The organism is Mycobacterium sp. 3519A (genome assembly GCF_900240945.1).
Classification (GTDB): Bacteria; Actinomycetota; Actinomycetes; order Mycobacteriales; family Mycobacteriaceae; genus Mycobacterium.
Genome location: NZ_OESG01000014.1, coordinates 1,443,364 through 1,465,559 on the forward strand (window position 1 = coordinate 1,443,364; position 22,196 = coordinate 1,465,559).

22 protein-coding genes and 1 pseudogene are annotated in these 22,196 nt (G+C 65.9%); 11 read left to right on the top strand and 12 right to left on the bottom strand.

Annotation, left to right across the window (positions count from 1 at the left end; translation table 11 throughout):
* The first annotated feature begins 58 nt into the window (after positions 1-58).
* Positions 59-1,048, top strand: a complete 990-nt coding sequence (locus C1A30_RS27970; protein ID WP_101951512.1) for a DEDDh family exonuclease — start codon at positions 59-61, stop codon at positions 1,046-1,048.
* Here C1A30_RS27970 and C1A30_RS27975 read toward each other — a convergent pair.
* Positions 1,045-2,295 (bottom strand): cytochrome P450, encoded by a 1,251-nt coding sequence (locus tag C1A30_RS27975; RefSeq protein ID WP_101951513.1) that lies wholly within the window; start codon positions 2,293-2,295, stop codon positions 1,045-1,047. The genes C1A30_RS27970 and C1A30_RS27975 overlap by 4 nt on opposite strands.
* Before the next feature lie 187 nt (positions 2,296-2,482).
* Between C1A30_RS27975 and C1A30_RS27980 the strand changes: the two genes are divergently transcribed.
* The 5 genes and pseudogenes from C1A30_RS27980 to C1A30_RS28000 all read left to right on the top strand — a co-directional run bounded on the left by C1A30_RS27980 (position 2,483) and on the right by C1A30_RS28000 (position 5,316).
* Positions 2,483-3,517, top strand: a complete 1,035-nt coding sequence (locus C1A30_RS27980) for a YncE family protein (RefSeq protein ID WP_101951514.1) — start codon at positions 2,483-2,485, stop codon at positions 3,515-3,517.
* An 82-nt stretch (positions 3,518-3,599) separates the two neighbouring features.
* A pseudogene (locus tag C1A30_RS27985) lies at positions 3,600-3,961 on the top strand (VOC family protein).
* Between the two features lie 131 nt (positions 3,962-4,092).
* Positions 4,093-4,308 (top strand): hypothetical protein, encoded by a 216-nt coding sequence (locus tag C1A30_RS27990; protein WP_142392678.1) that lies wholly within the window; start codon positions 4,093-4,095, stop codon positions 4,306-4,308.
* The gene (locus C1A30_RS27995; RefSeq protein WP_235010233.1) at positions 4,301-4,750 is read left to right on the top strand and encodes a hypothetical protein; all 450 of its coding nucleotides are present in this window, start codon (positions 4,301-4,303) and stop codon (positions 4,748-4,750) included. Before C1A30_RS27990 ends, C1A30_RS27995 begins: the two co-directional genes overlap by 8 nt.
* Complete coding sequence (locus C1A30_RS28000) at positions 4,750-5,316, top strand: TetR/AcrR family transcriptional regulator (protein ID WP_101951516.1); 567 nt, start codon at positions 4,750-4,752, stop codon at positions 5,314-5,316. Before C1A30_RS27995 ends, C1A30_RS28000 begins: the two co-directional genes overlap by 1 nt.
* Here the strand turns inward: C1A30_RS28000 and leuA are convergent.
* Together leuA and C1A30_RS28010 are read right to left on the bottom strand one after the other, a co-directional pair.
* Positions 5,313-7,130, bottom strand: coding sequence for a 2-isopropylmalate synthase (gene leuA / locus C1A30_RS28005; protein WP_101951517.1), 1,818 nt, complete (start codon positions 7,128-7,130; stop codon positions 5,313-5,315). The two genes, C1A30_RS28000 and leuA, sit on opposite strands and share 4 nt — an antisense overlap.
* Positions 7,131-7,325: 195 nt before the next feature.
* Positions 7,326-7,892, bottom strand: a complete 567-nt coding sequence (locus C1A30_RS28010) for a TetR family transcriptional regulator (protein ID WP_101951518.1) — start codon at positions 7,890-7,892, stop codon at positions 7,326-7,328.
* 131 nt (positions 7,893-8,023) lie between these two features.
* Here C1A30_RS28010 and C1A30_RS28015 point away from each other — a divergent pair, with 131 nt between their 5' ends.
* Complete coding sequence (locus tag C1A30_RS28015; protein WP_101951519.1) at positions 8,024-8,578, top strand: cupin domain-containing protein; 555 nt, start codon at positions 8,024-8,026, stop codon at positions 8,576-8,578.
* A gap of 35 nt (positions 8,579-8,613) precedes the next feature.
* On the opposite strand, the gene C1A30_RS28020 is transcribed toward C1A30_RS28015, so the two are convergent.
* From C1A30_RS28020 to C1A30_RS28055, 8 genes are all read right to left on the bottom strand, one after another.
* Entirely contained in the window at positions 8,614-9,744 is a 1,131-nt protein-coding gene (locus C1A30_RS28020) for an alpha/beta hydrolase fold domain-containing protein (protein ID WP_369974213.1), read from the bottom strand.
* 160 nt (positions 9,745-9,904) lie between these two features.
* Positions 9,905-10,552 (bottom strand): XRE family transcriptional regulator, encoded by a 648-nt coding sequence (locus C1A30_RS28025; protein ID WP_101951521.1) that lies wholly within the window; start codon positions 10,550-10,552, stop codon positions 9,905-9,907.
* 11 nt (positions 10,553-10,563) lie between these two features.
* On the bottom strand, positions 10,564-11,748 hold the full coding sequence (locus C1A30_RS28030) for an FAD-binding oxidoreductase (RefSeq protein ID WP_101951522.1): 1,185 nt from the start codon (positions 11,746-11,748) through the stop codon (positions 10,564-10,566).
* Positions 11,745-13,052 (bottom strand): FMN-binding glutamate synthase family protein, encoded by a 1,308-nt coding sequence (locus C1A30_RS28035; protein ID WP_101951523.1) that lies wholly within the window; start codon positions 13,050-13,052, stop codon positions 11,745-11,747. The genes C1A30_RS28030 and C1A30_RS28035 overlap by 4 nt, the downstream gene beginning before the upstream one ends.
* Positions 13,052-13,738: a protein glxC gene (locus tag C1A30_RS28040; protein ID WP_101951524.1), complete on the bottom strand. Its 687-nt coding sequence runs from the start codon at positions 13,736-13,738 to the stop codon at positions 13,052-13,054. The genes C1A30_RS28035 and C1A30_RS28040 overlap by 1 nt, the downstream gene beginning before the upstream one ends.
* A complete protein-coding gene (locus C1A30_RS28045; protein WP_101951525.1) occupies positions 13,726-14,598 on the bottom strand; it encodes a glutamine amidotransferase in 873 nt (290 codons plus the stop codon). Before C1A30_RS28045 ends, C1A30_RS28040 begins: the two co-directional genes overlap by 13 nt.
* Positions 14,599-14,615: 17 nt before the next feature.
* Entirely contained in the window at positions 14,616-15,917 is a 1,302-nt protein-coding gene (glnT, locus tag C1A30_RS28050; protein ID WP_101951526.1) for a type III glutamate--ammonia ligase, read from the bottom strand.
* Between the two features lie 70 nt (positions 15,918-15,987).
* Positions 15,988-17,241, bottom strand: coding sequence for an ammonium transporter (locus tag C1A30_RS28055; protein WP_101951527.1), 1,254 nt, complete (start codon positions 17,239-17,241; stop codon positions 15,988-15,990).
* Positions 17,242-17,354: 113 nt separating this feature from the next.
* Here C1A30_RS28055 and C1A30_RS28060 point away from each other — a divergent pair, with 113 nt between their 5' ends.
* Positions 17,355-17,807, top strand: coding sequence for a hypothetical protein (locus tag C1A30_RS28060; RefSeq protein WP_101951528.1), 453 nt, complete (start codon positions 17,355-17,357; stop codon positions 17,805-17,807).
* Here C1A30_RS28060 and C1A30_RS28065 read toward each other — a convergent pair.
* Complete coding sequence (locus C1A30_RS28065; RefSeq protein WP_101951529.1) at positions 17,767-18,393, bottom strand: nitroreductase family protein; 627 nt, start codon at positions 18,391-18,393, stop codon at positions 17,767-17,769. The two genes, C1A30_RS28060 and C1A30_RS28065, sit on opposite strands and share 41 nt — an antisense overlap.
* 79 nt (positions 18,394-18,472) lie before the next feature.
* On the opposite strand from C1A30_RS28065, the gene C1A30_RS28070 reads away from it, so the two are divergent.
* The 3 genes from C1A30_RS28070 to C1A30_RS28080 all read left to right on the top strand — a co-directional run bounded on the left by C1A30_RS28070 (position 18,473) and on the right by C1A30_RS28080 (position 21,940).
* Positions 18,473-19,738: an aspartate kinase gene (locus tag C1A30_RS28070; RefSeq protein WP_101951530.1), complete on the top strand. Its 1,266-nt coding sequence runs from the start codon at positions 18,473-18,475 to the stop codon at positions 19,736-19,738.
* Entirely contained in the window at positions 19,738-20,781 is a 1,044-nt protein-coding gene (locus tag C1A30_RS28075; RefSeq protein ID WP_101951531.1) for an aspartate-semialdehyde dehydrogenase, read from the top strand. The genes C1A30_RS28070 and C1A30_RS28075 overlap by 1 nt, the downstream gene beginning before the upstream one ends.
* A gap of 106 nt (positions 20,782-20,887) precedes the next feature.
* Positions 20,888-21,940 (top strand): DUF4185 domain-containing protein, encoded by a 1,053-nt coding sequence (locus C1A30_RS28080; protein WP_235010386.1) that lies wholly within the window; start codon positions 20,888-20,890, stop codon positions 21,938-21,940.
* The last annotated feature ends 256 nt before the right edge of the window (positions 21,941-22,196 follow it).

The following is a 22,196-nucleotide window of genomic DNA, read 5'->3' on the forward strand; positions in this document are numbered from 1 at the left end:
GCTCCCAGCGATCCAGGCCTTCAACGGAATTGTCGGCCCCCCGTGCCATCCTCGAAATGTGAGCCAAACCTGGGGTCGGCCGGCAACCGACACCGGCGCGGGTTGGGCCGTCGTCGACGTCGAGACCTCGGGTTTCCGCCCCGGACAGGCCCGGATGGTCAGCATCGCCGCGCTCGCCCTCGGTGACGACGGCAACGTCGAGCAAAGCCTGTACACACTGCTCAATCCCGGCGTCGACCCGGGCCCCACGCACGTGCACGGGCTCACCGCCGACATGCTCGAGGGTCAGCCCTGCTTCGGTGACGTGGTCGGCGACCTCATCGACCTGTTGCGGGGCCGGACGCTGGTGGCCCACAACGTCGGCTTCGACTACGCCTTCTTGGCCGCCGAGGCCGAACTCGTCGGCGCGGAGCTACCCGTCGACACCGTGATGTGCACGGTCGAACTTGCCCGCCGCCTCGATCTCGGCACCGAGAACCTGCAACTGGGGACACTCGCCGCGCACTGGGGTGTATCGCAGATGAAACCGCACGACGCGCTCGACGACGCGATGGTGCTCGCCCAGATCCTCAAGCCCGTGCTGGTCCGCGCCAGGGAGCGCAAGGTCTGGCTGCCGGTGCGGTCGGTGGAGCGCAGGCAGTGGCCCAACGGCCAGGTCACCCACGACGAGTTGCGGCCGCTGAAATTGCTCGCGTCGCGGCTGCCGTGCCCGTACGTCAACCCGGGCCGGTTCGTCGCGGGCCGCCCACTGGTACAGGGCATGCGGATCGCGTTGTCCGCCGAGGTCGATCGCACGCATGAGGAGCTGATCGAGCGCATCGTGCACGCCGGGCTGTCGTACACCGACAACGTCGACCCCGAGACCTCACTGGTGATCTGCAACGCGGCCGAACCCGAGCACGGCAAGGGCTATCAGGCGGTCGAACTCGGCGTGCCGTTGGTCAGCGACGCCGATTTCATGCGGTTACTCGACGGCGTCGTCGGCGGCATCAACATCGAGGAGTTCACCGACACCACGCTGGCCGGCGAGCAGTTCGCGCTCTTCTAACTCGCCAGCGGCTCGTCGGGCGTGAACGTGACCGGCAGCCGGCTCAGCCCGGTCATGCTCGGATTGCCCGAGTAGCGGTGCACACCGCCGACATCGACCCGGTAATTCGGAATCCTGTCGAGCACCGCCTTCACCATCACCTGGAACATCACCCGCGCCAGCGGGGCGCCGATGCAGCGGTGCGGACCGAGCCCGAACGCCACGTGACGATTGGGGGCCCGGTCCAGCACCACCTCGTCGGCGCGCTCGAACTCCTCCTCGTCGCGATTGGCCGAGAACCAACTGATGAGCACCTGATCGTTGCGCCGAAGTTGTTGTCCGCCAAGGGTTGCGTCGCGACTGACGGTGCGGCTCAGCGTCTTGTTGACCGAGCAGAACCGCAGGAACTCATCGGCCGCGGTGCGGTAGAGCTCCGGACGGTCGATCAGTTGCTGCCGCAGATCCGGATGCGTGCCGAGGTGCAGCAGGCTCAGCGCCGTCAACGACGTCGTGGTGTCGACGCCGCCGCCGATCAGGTTCCACAGGATGTCGATCAGCTGGTTGTCGTCCAACCGCCTGCCCTCGAATTGGAACTGCACCAGGAAGCTGGTCAGATCGTCGGCGGGCTCGGCGCGTCGGGCCGCCGCGAAGCGCAGCAGCCCGTCGATCATCGCGGGCACTTCGGCGATCACCGTGCGGTAGGCGGCCGTGTCGGCGGCATCCATCACCCCGTGGAACACATCGGCGTACAACCGCCAGTTGTCGTACGGCAGGCCCATCAACCGCATCGTCAGGATGGCCGGCACGGGGCTGGCGTAGTCAAGCACCAGGTCCATCCGACCGTCAGCGATCTTCTGGTCGAGGAACCAGTGCGCCGACTGTTCCATGAACGGCCGCATCTTCTCGACGGCGCCCGACGAGAAGTACGGCGTGAGCGCCTTGCGCAGCGCCAGATGGTACGGACCGTCGACCTCGCCGATGCCCAGCGGCGGTTGGCCCTCGGGACGCGGAATGCCCATCTCGCCTTGATAATTCACGCCGTCGGACGCGTCGGGTTCGTACTTGTGGGCGAAGGTGTCGCCGTCGCGCGCCACCTGTTCGACCGCGTCGTAACCGCAGACGTACCAGAAGCCGCCGTACTTCTCGTTCCACGCCACCGGGCACCGGCGGCGCAGATCGGCGTTGATCTCCAACTCGTCGCGGCTGAACGCTTCGGAATGGTGATCGAAGTCGACGGCTACGCCGGCACTGACGTCTGGCCGGCCCATTGGGCCATCTTTGCATTTTTAGGGAGTTAAGTCGCGAGGTGAAGGCCGCATTGACCAGCTACTTCACAGAAATAGTGAGTTGCATCACACAAGTATGTGTTATACGGTATGCAATCTCTTGCGCGGGTTGAAATCCCGAACTCGTGCCCATGTGCCGCTTGGCGCCCGACGACACGAGAGGCGTTCCGTGTTCAAACTCGTCGCAGGAGTGGGGGCCATCACCGCCGCCGCTCTCCTCACAGCCGGCTGCAGCACACCGACCGCCGCACCGGCTGCGCCCGTCAGTCAACCGCCCGCACCGAAGGTGAAGGTCGTCACCGGGCAGACCATCGCACTACCCGGTGTGGGTGGTCACGGAGATGAGGTGGTTGTCGACCCGGAAGCCCACGCCGCGTACGTTGCCCAAAGCCCGGACAACAACCTTGTCGTCATCGACACGACCGCCAACAGCGTGAAAGCGGTGGTGCCCCAGATAGTGAACGGGAATGGCATCGCCTTCAGCGACTCCTATGTCTTCGCGGCGGAAGCAGACGCTGGAGCCATCGCGGTCATCGCGAAACCCAGCTGGAAGGTCGTGGCTACCGTGCCCTCGGGCGGAAAGACGCCCGACGCCGTCTATTACGACCCGCATGAGAACAGTGTCTTCGTCGCCAATGACGACTCGAACAACATCGAACAGTTCTCCGCCGCTGCGCCATTCGCCGTCGAAGGGACACTGAATCTTGCTCCGGCACAGCCTAAAACCGGACCTGACTTGGGAACCTATTCGAGCGTCGACGACAAGATCTATCAATCCGACGACAACAACATAGACGTCATCGACGCGAAGACCCGGACGATCCAGAAGGTCTTCACGCCGGTCGGCGCCGATGTCGCGACGAAGGACATGTACTACGACCAGGCGCATCACCTGCTCTGGGTGGGGACGTCCGACCCCAAGGTGCTCGCGATCGACCCGGACACGGGCAATGTCGTCTACACCGTGAAGACCGCATCCGGCATGGACCAACTCGCGGCGGACACCGATGATGGCTTGCTCTTCCTCGGCGAGAGTAAGGCGGGCGTCATGGGGGTCGTCGACCTCGCTACCCACCAAAACATCACCGATGTCAAGACGGAGTCGGGGTTCCATACCGAGGGTTATCTGCCAGGCGCACACCTCGCCTACGCCTATTTGAACCAGTCAAACAAGGTCGAGGTAGACAACGTCAGCAAGTCGTAGTCTGCAGGCCCCTTGCGCTGCGTTCGCCGGATCGAATAGGAGCCGTGTCTGGGTCCAGCGCGCTCCACGGCCGGAGGCGGCTTTGCATCCAACGGTGTTCAACCACATCGGATTATGCGTTTCTGATCGTGAACGCTCGCGGCGCTTCTACGAAGGTCTGCTTGGCTCCCAGTTCTGGTGGGAACTCGAGCTGCCCGACGACGGCACCGAGAAGCTGCTGCAGCTGAAGCGGCCCATCGGCGCGCAATGAACGACGTCGGGCTGACCCACATTTCCTTGTCGGTGTCCGACCTGCCCGCGGTGCTGGCCAAGGTCGACGACTTCGGCGGCTCGGTGGTCGATGAGACGGTCACCGCGCAGTTCGCGATGATCCGCGACCCCGACGGCCAGCTGATCGAACTGCTTCCCGATACGTGGCTGGCCAACCTGCCACCGCGGCCGTAGCCACTATTGCTTTCACTACATCCGTAGTGGTACCGTCGGCCCATGAGGACCACTACGCATGTAGTGCATGGCTACTTCTTCCGATCCCGATGACCTATGCGGCCGTCGCCGGGATCGCAAGCTACCGCCGAATGGCATTCGCCAACCGGGCGCACAAGATCGCGGTCACCGCGTCGCTGGTGTACATCACCGCGAGCGTCCCACTGCATCTCTACGTGCTGTTCGTGCTGAAAGACGTCAGCTTCTACGTCCACATGGCCGGTTACTGGTTCAGCTATCTGCTGCTCTGCCTGGTGTATCCGGCGTTCCTGGTCATGCTCTGGAAAGTGAGCTATCGCAATGACTAGCACCCAGCTCGCCACACCGACGTGGCGCGACACGTACCGGCGGCACGGCTACTTCTTCCGCGAAGCGGCGATGCTCACCATCGGCCTCGGCGTCGTCATCCACCTGCTGCGGGTGATCCTCGGGGACGCCATGACGATGCAGTACGTGATGACCCCGACCACCGACAAGATCCTGCTTGTGCCAATGACTTACGCGGGCATCACCGGCATCATGCTGCTTGCTCAGCACCGCGTGCGGTTCGTCAACAAGCCCCACCGTGCGCTGTTCACCGGGTCGGTGGTCTACATCGCAGGCAGCGTGCCGCTGCACATCTACTGCAGCTACATCGTCTGGGACACCAGCCTGATGACGTGGTTTCCGATGTGGTTCAGCTGGTTCCTGCTGATCGTGGTGTACCCGGCGTTCCTGACGCTGTTCGCCAAGCTGCAATATAGGAACTGATGCCACCCAATCCCGAACGACGGACGCAGATCCTCGACACCGCAATCGACATCCTGTGCGACGACGGCGTCGGGGGTCTGACGCATCGCCAGGTGGACAGCCGCGCGGGCGTGCCCGCGGGCACCACCTCGAACTACTTTCGGACCCGCCAGGCGCTGCTGGAGGCGACGGCCCAGCGGACGGTCGATCTGCACTGGCAGCGGGTCGAGGCGATGCAGTCAGCGATCGGCCCGCTGTCCCGAGATGCGTTGAAAGCCTTGATGGTTCGCATGCTCGAACCGGATGAGCAGATGCGCCGGTTCACGCTGGCGCGGTACGAACTGTTCATGGAAAGCACACGGCGCGAAGAGCTTCGGCCGCTGATGAAAGAACTGCAGGCGGCCGCGGTGAAGACGGCGACACTCATCATCGAGGCCGCCGGCTTCACCCCGACGCCGCAACGGATGGACCTACTCAGCAGACTGCTCAACGGCTTTGTGTTCAGCAACCTCACCATGCCGCCCGAACCGGGCGCGCTAGATGCCGCCGGTCTTGTGGACCGACTGCTGAGTGCCTTCCTGGATTAGCGGCTAGCCCGGTTGACCGCCGACACCACCGCGCGAAGCGATGCGGTGGTGATCGACGTCGCGATGCCGACGCCCCACACGGTCTTACCGCCGATGGATGCCTCGACGTAGGCCGCGGCCTGCGCCTCCTCGCCCGCTGACAGGGCGTGCTCGGAGTAGTCCAGCACAGAGACGTTGATCCCGATCGCACCGAGTGCGTCGACGAACGCGGCGAGCGGACCGTTGCCCGCGCCGACGATCTCGCGCTCGACGCCGTCGACCTTGACCACTGCGTCGATGGTGTCCGTCCCGCCGTCGACCTCGGCGGCGGTGACCTTCTGCCGGATGCGCTCCAGCGGCCGGATCGGCGCCAGGTACTCCTCGGCGAAGACGTCCCACATCTCCTTCGGTGAGACCTCGCCGCCCTCGCCGTCGGTGATCTTCTGGATCGCCTGGCTGAACTCGATCTGCAGCCTGCGCGGCAGGGCCAGGCCGTGGTCGGCCTTCATGATGTAGGCCACGCCGCCCTTGCCGGACTGCGAATTGACCCGGATGACCGCCTCGTAGGTACGGCCGACGTCCTTGGGGTCGATCGGCAGATACGGCACCTGCCAGAGGAGGTCATCAACATCCGAGCCGACGTCGTCAGCTTGGCTTTTCATCGCGTCGAGACCCTTGTTGATGGCGTCCTGGTGGCTGCCCGAGAACGCGGTGTAGACGAGATCGCCGCCGTACGGGTGGCGTTCGTGCACTGGCAGCTGGTTGCAGTATTCGACCGTGCGCCGGATCTCGTCGATGTTGGAGAAGTCGATCTGCGGGTCGACGCCGCGGGAAAACAGATTCAGTCCCAGCGTCACCAGGCAGACGTTGCCGGTGCGCTCACCGTTGCCGAACAGGCAGCCCTCGATCCGGTCGGCACCGGCCTGATAGCCCAATTCGGCTGCGGCGACGGCGGTTCCGCGGTCGTTGTGCGGATGCAGGCTCAGAATGATGGAGTCCCGCGGGGTCAGGTGCCGGTGCATCCACTCGATCGAGTCCGCGTACACGTTCGGCGTCGCCATCTCGACCGTGGCGGGCAGGTTCACGATCAGCGGCACGTCCGGCGTCGGCTGGATGATCTCGGCGACGGCATTGCACACATCGACGGCGTATTCCAGTTCGGTGCCGGTGTAGGACTCGGGTGAGTACTCGTAGCGCCACAGTGTGCCCGGGTACTTCTCGGCTTCCTCGACGCACATCCGCGCGCCGTCGGTGGCGATCTTCTTGACGGCCTCGCGGTCGGCGCGGAACACCACCCGCCGCTGCAGGATCGACGTCGAGTTGTAGAAGTGCACGATCGCGCGCGGCGCGCCCTCGCACGCCTCGAACGTCCGCTCGATCAACTCGGGCCGGCACTGCGTCAGCACCTGGATGGTGACGTCGTCGGGGATGGCGCCCTCGGTGATGATCTCGCGGACGAAGTCGAAATCGGTCTGGCTGGCCGACGGGAAGCCGACCTCGATCTCCTTGTAGCCCATGCGGACCAGCAGGTCGAACATGCGGCGCTTGCGCGCCGGGCTCATCGGGTCGATCAGGGCCTGGTTGCCGTCGCGCAGGTCCACCGCACACCACATGGGCGCGCGGTCGACGACCTTGTCCGGCCACGTGCGGTCGGGCAGCGTAACCGGTTCGACTTCCTCGGCGAAGCTGCGGTACCGACTGATCGGCATGGACGTGGTGCGCTGGGTGTTCCAGGCGGGCTGGCCGGGGTTGGCCGGGCCGGATGGCTTGTTGATGCTGCGTACCGAGGAAAAGGCGTCGGGCGACTCAGGAGAGGGTTTCGAGAAGGTAGTCATTGGGATTGCTCCGGGAGTTATAGACGGGACTCGACCGGCGCATCGCGACTACCCGCGACGGGAGGCCAGTCTTGATCAGACCCCGTCGCGGCTGCCGAGAAGGAGCACCCGCTGCACGCGACCACTGTAGCAAGTCGAACTGGCAGGCCAAAACTCCAGGTCGTGTCACCGCGCTGGCGTTGTCTTCGCCGCTTTCTAACTTGCCCCCGGCACGAGACCGCGAAGGACCGCCACCACTTTGTCGGTAGACCTCGCGAGATCGACGTCGTTATCCGCCGCCAGCCAGTGCCGGTAAGCCTCACGAAACACGTTGACCCCCACGCGCGCGGCCAGTTTCGCCACTTCTGCGCCGACTCCGTGCGCCCGCAATGCGCTGTGGAACTCGTCGGCCATTTGATGCTGTTTGATCAGCTCGCGCTCGAGCAGGTAGGGCGTCGATGCGATCATCGCTTCTCGCCGGCGCAGAAATTCGCGTGGCGCCAGACCTTCCCAGTCGAAACCGACCAAGACGCGGATCACCGCCAGCAGCGGCTCGGCCACGTCGGCCTGACGAAGTTCTGCTACCAGCGCCTTGCGCAACACCTCCTCGTCCGCGAACAGCACCTCTTCCTTGTCCGGGAAGTACCGAAAAAACGTGCGGGTAGTGAGCCCGGCGCGCTCGGCGATCTGAACCGCGCTGGTGTCCTCGAACCCCTGCTCCTGGAACAACTCCATGGCGGCCCGTTGAAGGCGCTCTTTACTGCCCTTCTCCCACCGAGGCATAGCCGCACGGTACTCCGGTGATGACACGGCGTGACAACGCCGGACTCGCGCACTCATGTCACGCCGCGACATCAGTGTTATCGTGATGTCACGCCGCGACATCACGCGGACGTGACGAAAGTGAGATGCAAATGGCGAGAAGTGAGCGCCGGGCTCAAGTGCTGCTGGGGCGAGCGGGGGAATCGCCCGCGTACTGGTACCGCGGGGTGCTGTGGGACGTCCTGATGTCCGCCGACCAGACGCTCGGCGAGTTCACGTTCATCGAGCAGATCATTCCCGCCGGAGCAGGCCCGCCTGCGCACGTCCACGAGCGTCAGGCTGAGGGGTTTTATCTGCTTTCCGGTGAGGTCGAATTCGTCGTCGGACCCGACGATGAGGTGGTGCGGGCCGAACCGGGTGCTGCGGTGTGGGTTCCGAAATCGACGAGGCACGCGTTTCGCGTGGTTTCCGAGGAGGACGCCCGGGTCCTGAATTTCTACACGCCGGGCGGCTTCGATGACCATCTTCCGTACTACGGCGCGCAAGCCACGGCGCGGTCTCTTCCGCCTGCCGATCTAGGGGTCTCGGAGTTGGATCGGGAACGCCAGGGCACCTCTGGACCGAAGCGGGATGCGTATCTGCAACGGCTGGCCGACATCGCCGAGGGCACCTGGGATTTCTCGATGCCCGACCCAAATCTCAAGTGAGACAGTCGGATACACGACAGGAACGCGGGGCACTGTCACACCGCGACGCTTGACCGGATTTCGAGGTGGCGGGTGTGCACGCCGGTGAGGAAATCGCCGACCTCGCGGGCGCAGCGACGTGCCAGGCCCATGTCGACCAGGTCGAAGGCGTGCCCAGCCCGCGGTATCTCGCAGAACTTCACCGGGTTCTTCGACACCGCCTGCAACTCGGCATGGAACTCGCGTGCCTCGTCGACCGGGATGATGGCGTCCTGATCGCCGTGGATGAGCAGGAACGGCGGCGCGTCCTGGTGGATGCGGGCAAGCGGCGACGCGGCGGTGTAAATCTCGGGATGCCGAGAAGCGCTGCGGCCCACCACAACTCGTTCGAGGAAGCCCTGGAAGCTGGGGTGCGTGGCATTCGACCGGCACTGCCAGTCGTAGCGGCCGTAGATGCCGACCACCGCGTCCACCGAGGTGTCGGCAGCGTCGTCGAGTTCCCCGCGGAACGCCGGATCGCCGGGACTGAGCCCTGCCAGGGCGGCCAAATGACCGCCCGCCGAACAACCGGCGATCGTCACGAAGTTCCTGTCGCCGCCGAACTGATCGACGTTCGCGCGGGCCCACGCGATCGCCGCGTTGACGTCGGCAATGTGCCGCGGCCAGCGATGCACCGGCGACACCCGGTAATCCATCGTCAGGCACACCCAGCCCTGTTTGACCAGATGCGACAGCAGCGTGTGGCCTTGCAACACCCTGGTGCCCTGCACCCACGCTCCACCGGGCACGAACAACAGCACGGGCGCATCAGGGGGCAGATCGGGTCGACGCCACACGTCGAGCAGTTGAGCGGGGTGACTGCCGTACTGCACGGAACTGCGGTACAGGCAGCGTTGCCGCTGGGCACGGAACAGCAGGTACGGCGGCATCTTGGTGCCACGCTGCTTCGCCACCACGGTCTGCGCCTCGGCCGCGGGCGCCGACGGGTGGGCGCCGAACCGGCGGGTGACCGCGCCGCGGATGGCGGCGGGCGCGTAGTGACCACCCCACAGCGCCATCGCGGTGAGCCCGGCGAACGGTTGCAGATGCTTGCCGACGACGGGCAGCGACGAGTACAACCGGGTCGACGCCAGAACGACGTCGACGGGATGCAGCGACCGGATCACTGGGCCGGGTCCGCTTCGGATCGGCCGGAGCACGACTCGCAAACCGATTCGTCCAGGCCGAATGCGCCACAACTTGGGCAGATGAACTCGAGCACGTGCGCCGCCTTCCGATCCCGAGCGCCGACTGGCTGCGGCGTGCGCCTTTGGTACCCAGCTACCGTCGAAGTGAAACCGCAGGCGCTCAGACCTGCGAGTCCGGGAATGCGATCACCGACAGGAAACGGATGGGCACCTCGACCAGGTCGATGGGGCCGTGCGCGCCTTCGCCGTCGAACTGCAGAGAATCTCCGGGGTGCAGCCGATACACCGACCTGCTGTGGCTGTACTCCATCACGCCTTCCAGCATGAAGATGAACTCGGTGCCGGGATGCTGGAACAGCGGATAGGTCTTGCTCTTCTCCGACAGCGTGACGTGCAGGCATTCGAGCCGCTTGTGTTCGCCCCGTAGCGATCCGAGCAGTTGGTACTCGTGGCCCTCCTTGGTGCCGTTGCGCACGATCCGCGCGCCCGTGCCCGCTTTCACGAACGCGGCGGGGCGCTCGACGTCCGCGCCGCGGAACAGCGAGGTGACCGGCACGTCGAAACCCTTGGCCAGCAAGGCAAGTGTGCTCAAGCTGCAGGACGTCTGTGCGTTCTCGATCTTCGACATCATCGCTTTGGAGATGCCAACGCGGACAGCCATTTCCGCGACCGTGAGGCCCTGCTGCTGTCGCAGTTGCCGGACGTTGCGGGCGATCGCGGCCTCGATCTCCAGTTCTTCAACCGGCTCATGAGGATCGCGGTCGCGGGCGGTGCCCGACTTGTTGCGCAGCAGCGGGATGTCAGTCACGGCCGTCCTGTCTAGCGCATCTGGCCCGCGCCGACATACGGATACGGCGACTTCAACAGGTCGTCCTCAGCGAACCGGGCCAACCGGAAATCGGAGTGCGGGATGCGGGGATCGCTGCTGTGTCCGTCGACGACGAGGTCGGCGATCAACCGGCCCACCGCGGGCGCGATCTTGAACCCGTGGCCGCTGAAACCCGCTGCGACGACGAGGCCGTCGAGGCCGGTGGCGGAGATCACCGGATTCCAGTCCGGGGTGACGTCGTAGCAGCCGGCGTAGCTGCTGCTGATGGCCGCATCGGTGAAACCGGGGAAACGGGTGCCCACCTTGTCGACGGTGAGGTCGACGAACGCGTCGGTGGCGCGGTTGAGGTAGTTGTCGGGATCGGCCTCTTCGACGTCGGACAGGTCGCTGTTGCCGAACAGGATGTCGCCGCCGACCTCCGGGCGGACGTACTGCAGCGAGACCAGGTCGGAGAAGACCGGAACGGCGCCCACCTCTACGCCGGGCGCGATCGTGACGATCTGCTCACGCACCACCCGGATCGGCACGTCAATCCCGTACGGCGCGAGGAACGGTCGGGTCCAGACTCCGGTCGCGACGACGACGGTGCCCGCCGAGATTTCGGTGCCGTCGGCCAGCCGGACGCCGGTGACGCGGTCGCCGTCGACGAGGAGTTCGGTCACGGTGGCGCCCTGCCGGATCCGAACGCCCGCCGCCCGCGCCGCGGTCGCGAACGCCTGCGCGGTCATGTACGCGTCGCCGTAGCCGCCGCGCGCCTCCCAGCCGAACGCCTCGAACGGCGACAGGTCGGCGAACGGCCACATGCGGGCGACCTCGGAGGAATCGATCTCCTCGGTCTGCACACCGACGGCACGTTGGGCGGCAAGGCTTTTGCGTAACGATTCGACGTTGGGCTCGCCGACGCCGACGACATACCCGGTCTGCCGGAAACCGATGTCGGCGCCGAAGATCTCCTCGGCCTGCTCGAACACCTCCAGCCCGACGGTGGCCATCGCGGCCAGCGACGTGACCCCGTAGTGGCAGCGGACGATCCCGCTGGACTTGCCTGTCATTCCGGAGGCGACGGTATTGCGTTCAGCCACAACGACATCGCTGACGCCGCGCTGACTCAGTGCCCACGCGGCCGCCGCCCCTTCGATGCCACCGCCGACGATGACGACATCCGCGGTGCTCACTTGCCAGGAATCCACGATGTCCCCGCCAACGGCACCCGCGCCATCGCCGCTGCCTCGATGGTCACCGCGACAAGGTCTTCGGGTTCCAGGTGACACACGTGGGCCTTACCGCATGCGCGGGCGATGGTCTGGGCCTCCATGGTGAGCACCCGCAGGTAGTTGGCCAGCTTGCGACCGCCTTCGACCGGGTCGAACTGCGCGGCGAGTTCAGGGTCCTGGGTGCTGATCCCGGCGGGGTCCCTGCCGTCCTGGAAGTCGTCGTAGAAACCCGCCGCGCTGCCGAGCTTCTCGTATTCGGCGGCGTAGCGAGGATGGTTGTCGCCCAGCGCGATCAGCGCTGCGGTCCCGATCGCCACCGCGTCGGCGCCCAGCGCCAGCGCCTTGGCCACGTCGGCGCCGGTGCGGATCCCGCCCGACACGATCAACTTCACTTTGCGATGCACCCCTAGTTCCGCCAGCGCCTGCACGGCCTGGGGCACCGCTGCCAGCGTCGGGATCCCGACGTGCTCGATGAACACCTCCTGCGTGGCGGCCGTGCCACCCTGCATGCCGTCGACGACCACGACGTCGGCGCCTGCGTGCACGGCCAACTTGACGTCGTAGTACGTCCTGGTGGCGCCGACCTTGACGTAGATCGGCTTTTCCCAGTCGGTGATCTCACGCAGTTCGTTGATTTTGATGGTGAGGTCGTCGGGTCCGGTCCAGTCGGGATGCCGACATGCCGAGCGCTGGTCGATGCCTTCCGGCAACGTGCGCATACCCGCGACGCGCTCGGAGATCTTCTGGCCGAGCAGCATTCCGCCGCCACCGGGTTTGGCGCCCTGTCCGAGCACCACTTCGATCGCATCGGCCTTGCGCAGATCGTCGGGGTTCATCCCGTACCGCGACGGAAGGTATTGGTAGACGAGGTACTTGCTCTGCCCCCGCTCCTCGGGGGTCATGCCGCCGTCGCCGGTGGTGGTCGACGTGCCGACTTCGCTGGCACCCCGGCCCAGTGCCTCCTTGGCGGGTCCGGACAGCGCACCGAACGACATGCCCGCGATGGTCACCGGAATGTCAACGTGCAGGGGGTGTTTGGCGAACCGGTCGCCGAGCACCACGTCGGTGCCGCACCGTTCGCGGTAGCCCTCCAGCGGATAGCGCGACATCGACGCGCCGAGGAACAGCAGATCGTCGAAGTGCGGCAGCGCGCGTTTGGCGCCCCAGCCGCGGATGTCGTAGATGCCTGTCTCTGCGGCGCGCTGGATGGCGGCGATCGTCGGGCGGTCGAAGGTGGCGGATTCGCGTAGGTCCCAGTTGGTCATCAGTAACTCGAGGCGTTGTCGACGTGGAAGTGGTAGAGGTTGCGAGCCGACCCGTACCGGGTGTAGGCAGCGGTGTCGTCCCCCTCGAAACCCGCAGATTTGAGCAGGTATTCGAGTTCCTTGTGGTGTTCGGGCCCCATCTCCTTGGCAATACAGTCGGCACCGAGCGAGGCGACGTCACCGCGGACATACAGCCGGGCCTCATAGATCGAGTCGCCCAGCGCCTCACCGGCGTCGCCGCGGATCACCAGCCGACCGGCCTGCGCCATGAATGCACTCATGTGGCCGACGTCGCCGCCGACGACGATATCGACCCCCTTCATCGAAATGCCGCAGCGGGCAGCGGCATTGCCCTCGATCACGAGCAGTCCACCGTGGGCGGTGGCGCCCGCCGACTGCGAGGCGTTGCCCTTGACCCAGACTGTGCCGCTCATCATGTTCTCCGCGACACCGGTGCCCGCATTGCCGTTGACGGTGATCTCAGCCCGCTGGTTCATGCCTGCGCCGTAGTAGCCGACGTGACCCTCGACGGTCACCTTCACCGGCGCGTCGACGCCGACCGCGACGTTGTGGGCACCGTCGGGATGGGTGATCACGAACTCACCGGAGAGATCCGGCGCGTGCAGCGCCGAGTTGACCTCGCGCAGCGGAACGGTGCGGAGGTCATAGCGCACTAGCGTGTCCATGCGTAGATCACCTCGGGTTCCGGCTCCCAGATCTTGGCGTTCTCGACGCCGGGAAGCCCTGCGAGCGCGCGGTATTCGCTGCCCATGGCCACCCAGTCGGCGGTTTCGGCGATCACGGCGGGCTTGCAGGCGATCGCGTCGCGAACCACCGCGAACGAATCGCGGTTCGACACCAGCAGTGTGTAGAAGCCGTCGAATGTCGAACACAGTTCCTTGAGTGCGGTTTCGACGTCACGGCCGTCGGACAACTGCTTGGCGATGAAGCGCGCACCCACCTCGGTGTCGTTCTCGCTGTCGAATTCCACACCGGCAGCACGCAGGTCGCGGCGGATCGTGGCGTGGTTGGCGAACGAACCGTTGTGCACCATGCACTGTTCGGGTCCCACCGCGTACGGGTGACAGCCCGCGGGCGTGACGGCGGATTCGGTCGCCATCCTGGTGTGCCCGACGCCCTGCCAACCCTGCGCTGCGGTCAACCCCCACGCGTCGGTGAGCGCGCGCGGATGCCCAACTCCCTTGAGCACGGCCATGTCCGCGCCGAAGCCCGCGATCAACGCACGCGGATAAGCGGTCTTGATCGCCTCGAGCAGCACCTCCGCTGGCGCCTCCCCGGTGACCAGATGCGTCTGACCGACCCGGTGCACGGCTACGCCGTAGCCGATCGCCTCTGCCGTCGGGGTGGCCTCCAGCACCGAGACGCAACTGTGCCCCGGCGGACAGAGAAGCGGATCGCCGTACACCGCGACACCCGCCGAATCGCTGCCGCGGTCGCCCATTTCGCACAACATCCCGGTCAACAGTTCCCCCAGCCGCGGATACAACTCCGGGGTGCGCAGGTGCAACCCGACGATGCCACACATGGTTTGTCTCCTTTGACTCAGAACGCGGCGAGGTAGTTTTCGATCTCCCACGGCGTCACCGCGCTGTGGTAGGCGAAGAACTCCTCGCGCTTGAGGTTGCCGAAATACCGTGCGACGCCATCGCCGACGGCGTCGAGCACACCGGCGACCACGGGGTCGCCTTCGAACTCGTCGACCGCGTGCAGCAGGGTCGGCGGCAACGGCGAACGGTCCTGCCCGCCGATGGCGCCAGGGTCGGCACTGCGCTTGATCCCGTCGATGCCCGCTCCCAGCGCGGCGGCGATCGCCAGGTAGGGGTTGGCGCTGCCGTCGCTGCCGCGCAACTCGATGCGCGCGGAGTCGGGTACCCGGATGTAGTGCGTGCGGTCGTTGCCGCCGTAGGTCGGCGTCCGCGGGGCCCACGACGCCCCGGAAGCCGTGGTCGTGGCACCGGTTCTCTTGTAGGAGTTGACCGTTGGCGCTACCACGGCTTGCAGTGCGCCGGCGTGTTCGAGGATGCCGCCGATGAACGCATATGCGGCGTCGGACAGCCCCAGTCCGCGGGAGTCGTCGTCGGCCGGGAACACGGGAGTGCCTGCGCTGGTCAGCGACAGGTGCAGGTGAAGACCGCTGCCGGTCTTCTCGGCGAACGGTTTCGGCATGAAGGTGGCGACCATGTCGCGTTCGGCGGCGATCATCGACAGCAGGTAACGCAGGGTGACCACCCGGTCGGCCGTGGTGAGCGCGTCGGCGTACTCGAAGTTCTGCTCGAACTGGCCGTTGCCGTCCTCGTGGTCGTTGGCGTAGTTCGACCAGCCGAGCGTGTTCATCGCCGCCGAGATCGCGGTCAGATGGTCGTACATCCTGGTGACGCCGCGGGCGTCGTAGCACGGCTGTGCCGCGGTGTCGGCGACGTCGGCCACCGACAAGGTGCCATCGCCGTTGCGGCGCAACAGAAAGTACTCGACTTCGGCGCCGACCCACGGCTCGAATCCTGCGTCGGCGGCCTGCTGGATCAGCGCCTTGAGGATGACGCGCGGCGCGTACGGCCACGGCGCGCCGTTGACGTGCGGATCGCAATGCACGATGGCCAGGCCGTCCTTGATGAACGGAATCGGCGTGAACGACGCGGGATCCGGAATCGCCATCAAGTCGGGGTCTTTGGGTTCCTGGCCCATCGCGCCGACGGCGTATCCGGCGAACCCGACGCCTTCGGTTGCCAGGAGGTCGACAGCCTCGACCGGAACGAGCTTGGCGCACGGCTTGCCTCGCAGGTCGACGAACAGCGCGAGGATGAACTTCGTTCCTGACTGTTCGGCCAGGGTGGCGAGCTCGGACATGCTTTTCCAATCCATGGTTGTGAAAGGGCCGGCCGGCGCGGGCGAGTGGTTCCGCGCCGGCCGGGGTCCGTTAGGCGGGCTGCAGTTCGTACGCCGCGTCGCGGTGGAGCTTGGCGTCGATACCCGTTTCCTCATCGTCGGGCGAGATGCGGATGCCCATCGTCTTCTTGATCGCGAACGCGATGATGTATGCGACGACGAACGAGTAGAGCATCACCGCACCCGCCGCTGCCGCCTGCTTCCACAGCTGAGACAACCCACCGCCGTAGAACAGGCCGTCGGTGGCGTTGGGCATCGACTTGCTGGCGAGGAAACCGATCAGCAGCGTGCCGATGACGCCGCCGACCAGGTGCACGCCGACCACGTCGAGGGTGTCGTCATAACCGAATCGCGCCTTGAGGCCGACTGCGTACACGCAGATGGCGCCCGCAATCGCACCGAGGACGATGGCGCCGACTGGAGTGACCGCACCGCAGGCGGGAGTGATGGCGACCAGTCCGGTGATGGCGCCCGAGGCCGCGCCGACACCGGTCACGTGCCCGTCCTTGAACTTCTCCACGGTGATCCAGGCAAGTGTCGCCGCGCAGGTGGCGACAAAGGTGGTGACCATGACGATGGCGGCCGAGTTGCCCGCGGCCAGTGCCGAACCGCCGTTGAACGCATACCAGCCCGCCCAGAGCAGTCCAGCGCCGAGCAGCGTCAGCGGTACGTTGTGCGGCTTACGCAGCTGACCCCACAGCGCGGACTTACCGAGCACGATTGCGACGGCCAACGCGGCTGCGCCGGCGTTGATGTGCACCGCGGTGCCGCCTGCGAAGTCGATCGCATGCAGCTTGTTGGCGATCCAACCGCCGACCGAGTCCTTACTGACCGTGCCGTCGAACGCGAATACCCAGTGTGCGACAGGGAAATACACCAGCACCGCCCACACCGCGGCGAAGACCATCCATGCACCGAACTTCATCCGGTCGGCGGCCGCGCCCGAGACCAGGGCGACGGTGATCGCCGCGAACAGCGCCTGGAACAACGCGAACAGGCTGACCGGCAACCCGCTGATGGTGGTGTTCGACTCGAGGAGATCTTTCATTCCGGCGAATTCGGTGAAGCTGCCGACGAATCCGCCGTAAGAGGTGCCGAATGTCATCGAGAAGCCGAACAACACCCACAGCACACCGACAATCGCCACGGCGCCGAAGGTCATCATCATCATGTTGGTCGAACTCTTGACAGAGACCATGCCGCCGTAGAACAGCGCCAGACCGGGAATCATCAGCGTGAGACCGATGATGCAGCACAGCATGAATGCCGTGGTTCCTGTATCCATATACAACTCCTGAAGTGATGCGGCTGCGGTGTAGAGCCGTTCACTGTCAGTAACCGACGTTTCTGTTACGTGGACACGCTTGAGGTGTTTCGCACGGGTTACAGTTCCCTGCGATGTTTCGTAGTCGGCGGTTGTGGGTCTATATCGGTGTCGTCGTGGTCGTGGCGATCGCCCTCGGCTTGCGGTCCACCGTGTTCGACCGCACGTCCGAGGAGTGCCAGCCGGTCAAGGAACTGCTGGACTACAACCGAGCCCAGGGTGAGCACATCGCGTCGAAGACCGGTGACTCAGAAGGCATTCCGACCGCCGCGGAGGAGACCGCGTATCAGGCGTGGGCCGACGGCATGGCCGAACGGGCGCAGAAGGTGACCTCGCCCGACCTGGCGCGCACCGCCACGACCGTCGCGACGCTGGCCAACGACTTCGTCGGGCAGTTCTCCAAGTTGCGCGCCCAGGCCGAGACCAGGGCCCCCGGCGCACCCGCGCCGCCCGCGGCCTTCGAGATGGCGGCGCTCAACGCCAGGCTCAGCGACAACCTCGCCCAGCTGTCAAAGGCGTGCTCGTAGATCCCCAGCGGCCGGTGAACGCGATTTCGGACAGCGGCAGGCGCTGCCGACCCTTGGCGTCGCGCTCGACGATCTGCGGTGGCGCGTTGTCGTAGTCGCCGAGCGATCCGACGGCCACCACGGCGATGGGCCGCACGCCGTCCGGAATGCCGAACGCCTCGTGGGCGGCATCGGCGTCGAAGCCGGCCATCGGATGGGCGATCAGTCCGCGGGACACCGCCTCGACGGTCAACTGCGCGATCGCCGCCCCTGCGTCGACCGCCGCGTACCGCGCCGTCCGCGCATCCTCGCCCTCGTCGACGCAGACCATGATCAGCGCCCCCGCCGCCTTCGCGTAGGCGTTGCCGCGCTTGAGCAGCCCGGCGATGCCCGTGTTGGTTTCGTCACCACGCAGGCCGACCAGGAATCGCACCGGCTGGCGATGGCCCCAGGTAGCGGCCCACCGCGCGGCCTCGAGCAACGCGACCAGATCGTCGGCCGTGAGCTCGGCTTCCGCGTCGAACAGCCGCGGACTCCACCTGGCGGCGAGGTCGGCGTGAATCGGTACCCGGGTCTGTGCGCGGCGCTCTGCAGCAGTCTTGACCACGTCTTGACGCTACCGGCGGGATAAATGGGGTGCGCGAAACCCTTATTCTTAGGTGAACCCAGCTCCGGAAGGTTTGACAGTGGCGCTCGTCGTGCAAAAGTACGGCGGATCCTCGGTATCTGATGCCGAGCGGATCCGCCGAGTCGCCGAACGCATCGTGGAGACGAAGAAGCAGGGCAACGACGTGGTCGTGGTCGTCTCCGCGATGGGCGATACCACCGACGACCTGCTGGATCTGGCCAAGCAGGTGTGCCCGGCGCCGCCGGCCCGGGAAATGGACATGCTGCTGACCGCGGGGGAGCGGATCTCGAACGCGCTGGTCGCGATGGCCATCGACTCGCTGGGCGCCCAGGCCCGCTCCTTCACGGGGTCGCAGGCCGGGGTGATCACCACCAGCACCCACGGCAACGCCAAGATCATCGACGTCACGCCCAGCAGGCTGCAGTCGGCGCTGGACGAGGGCCTGATCGTGCTGGTCGCCGGTTTCCAGGGCGTCAGCCAGGACAGCAAGGACGTCACCACGCTCGGCCGCGGCGGGTCGGACACCACCGCCGTCGCGCTGGCCGCCGCACTGAACGCCGATGTCTGCGAGATCTACACCGACGTCGACGGCATCTTCACCGCCGATCCGCGCATCGTGCCCAACGCCAAGCGGATGGACACCGTGTCGTTCGAGGAGATGCTCGAACTCGCGGCGTGCGGCGCCAAGGTGCTGATGCTGCGCTGCGTCGAATATGCCCGCCGCTACAACGTCCCGGTACACGTCCGGTCGTCGTATTCAGATAAGCCCGGCACGATTGTGACCGGATCGATAGAGGACATCCCAATGGAAGACGCCATCATCACCGGAGTCGCCCACGATCGCAGCGAGGCGAAGGTGACGATCGTCGGCATCCCCGACGTACCCGGCTACGCCGCCAAGGTGTTCCGCGCGGTCGCCGACGCCGACGTGAACATCGACATGGTGCTGCAGAACATCTCGAAGATCGAAGACGGCAAGACCGACATCACCTTCACCTGCTCGCGGGAGAGCGGGCCTGGCGCGGTGGAGAAGCTGACCTCGCTGCAGGAGGAGATCGGATTCTCCAAGGTGCTCTACGACGATCACATCGGCAAGGTGTCGCTGGTCGGTGCGGGCATGCGCAGCCATCCCGGCGTCACCGCGAAGTTCTGCGAGGCGCTGGCCGGGGTCGGCGTCAACATCGATCTGATCTCCACCTCGGAGATACGAATCTCGGTGCTGATCAAGGACACTGAGCTGGACAAGGCGGTGCTGGCCCTGCACGAGGCGTTCGAGCTCGGCGGCGACGAAGCGGCCGTGGTGTATGCGGGAACGGGACGTTGATGGTAGGCGTCGGATTGCAAATTGGGATAGTCGGCGCGACCGGCCAGGTCGGCCAGGTGATGCGAAAGCTGTTGGAGGAACGCGAGTTTCCCGCTACCAGTGTGCGGTTCTTCGCGTCGGCGCGCTCGCAGGGCAAGAAGTTGTCGTTCTGCGGCCAGGAGATCGAGGTCGAGGACGCCGCCACCGCTGATCCGGCAGGACTGGACATCGCGTTGTTCTCCGCGGGTGCCACGATGTCGCGTGTGCAGGCGCCGCGGTTCGCGGCGGCGGGCGTGACGGTCATCGACAACTCGTCGGCGTGGCGCAAGGACCCCGATGTGCCGTTGGTGGTCAGCGAGGTCAACTTCGCTGATGCGCGCACTCGCCCGAAGGGCATCATCGCCAACCCGAACTGCACGACGATGGCCGCGATGCCGGTGCTCAAGCCGCTGCACGACGACGCCGGGTTGGTGCGGATGATCGCGTCGACGTATCAGGCGGTGTCCGGCAGCGGAATTGCCGGCGTCGAGGAGCTTTACGGTCAGGCCAGCGCGGTGGTGGGCAACAGCAAGGAGTTGGTGGCCGACGGTTCGGCGCTGCAATTCCCCGCGCCCGACAAGTACGTCGCGCCGATCGCGTTCAACGTGGTGCCGCTGGCCGGCTCCTACGTCGACGACGGTTCCGGCGAGACCGACGAAGACCAGAAGCTGCGTAATGAGAGCCGAAAGATCCTCGGCATCCCGGACCTGCTGGTGAGTGGAACGTGTGTGCGGGTGCCGGTGTACACCGGTCACTCGTTGTCGATCAACGCCGAATTCGCCAAGCCGCTGTCCGTCGAGCGCGCACGGGACCTGCTGGCTGCGGCGCCAGGGGTGAAGCTGGTCGACGTGCCGACGCCGCTGGCCGCGGCCGGTGTGGACGAGTCGCTGGTCGGGCGGATCCGGCAGGACCCCGGGGTGCCAGAAGGTCGCGGCCTCGCATTGTTCGTCTCCGGTGACAATCTGCGAAAAGGCGCGGCGCTCAACACCATTCAGATCGCTGAGTTACTGGCCAAGGAACTCTGATACCTTGCGCCGGGACCCCTTAAGTATCCGCTTTAGCGGATACTTAAGGCGTATTCCAGCAGGCCTCTTCTCGGTCTTTCTCTGCTGGAATACCGTTTCGGCGGGCATCGCGCATGCCGAGCCGGAACCCATCCCTGGGCCCGTGTTGCCGCCACTGGCGCCGGGCCAGGTCGTCCGGATCGCCCCGGCGGCTGGAACGGGAACTCCGACAAGCGATTACGACATCGGCGCGACCGACCTCTGCGAGTTCATGGAGTTTCCCGACGGCGTCCTGCAGGTCTGCGGCGACAGCTTCGCGGGCCAGGGCGTCGGGTTCGGCCCATGGCATTCGCCGATCGCGTTGCACGTCGACACGGACTCCGTCGACGATCCGACGGGCGTGCGCTATGACCGGGTCACCGGCAACTTCAATCCGCTCCTCGCCGAACCGACGCCCGCGGGGATGTCCCAGTTGCCTGCGGGCGTGGTGCAGATCAACCGCGACAACTATCTGATGGTCACCACTGTCAAGGACTTGGTGCCGCAGAACTCGCGACTGGTGAAAGCCAATGCAGGGCAAGGTAATTGGCCGACGGTACCCGACTCGCTGCGGCCCGCGTCCTATCAGGGCGGCATGCAGTCGCAGATCAGCGGTTACTACGACCCGATCCCGAAACCCGATTCGCCAACCGGCTGGGTGTACATCGTGGCCAACAACTTCGATCGCAGCAGCCCGGCGGTGCTGTACCGCGCGAAACGGGAGACCTTCACCGACCGGGCCAGCTGGCAGGGCTGGTCAACCAAGGGGTGGGGCACACCGCCGACGCCGTTGTGGCCGGACCGGCTCGGCGAGATGAGCGTGCGGCAGGTCGACGGCAAGACGGTGCTCTCCTACTTCAACGCGAGCACCGGCAACATGGAAGTCCGGGTCGCCGACGATCCGACCGGCCTCGGCACCGCACCGGTGACCACCGTCGTCGTCGCGGGGACGTGGCCCGACCCCGCGGAGGACCTGGGGCCACCGGACAACAACCGGCTCGCGCAGCCGTACGGCGGCTACCTCTCACCTGGTTCGACGCTCGACGAACTGCGGGTGTTCGTCAGCCAGTGGAACACCGGTCCGGGCGACAACACGCCATACCGCGTGATCCAGTTCGCCGTGAACCCGTTCCAGCCGTAGCCATCACCGCAGGAACCACCGGAACGACGCCCTGACCGGCGGCGCACCCCACATCGCCCCAGTCAGCGCCGCGACGGCAAGGGCCATCAGGCCCGACATCGCCATGATCGTGTCGCTGTTCATGACCAGATCTGTACCCGTCTGCCGCCCCGCCGAACCCTGGCACGAAAACGCCAGCGTGTCAACGTGTTTCGTGACAGCCGGACATGACCGACAGCTATACGCCGAAGCTGCCGGCCATCCCAACGCGGTAAAG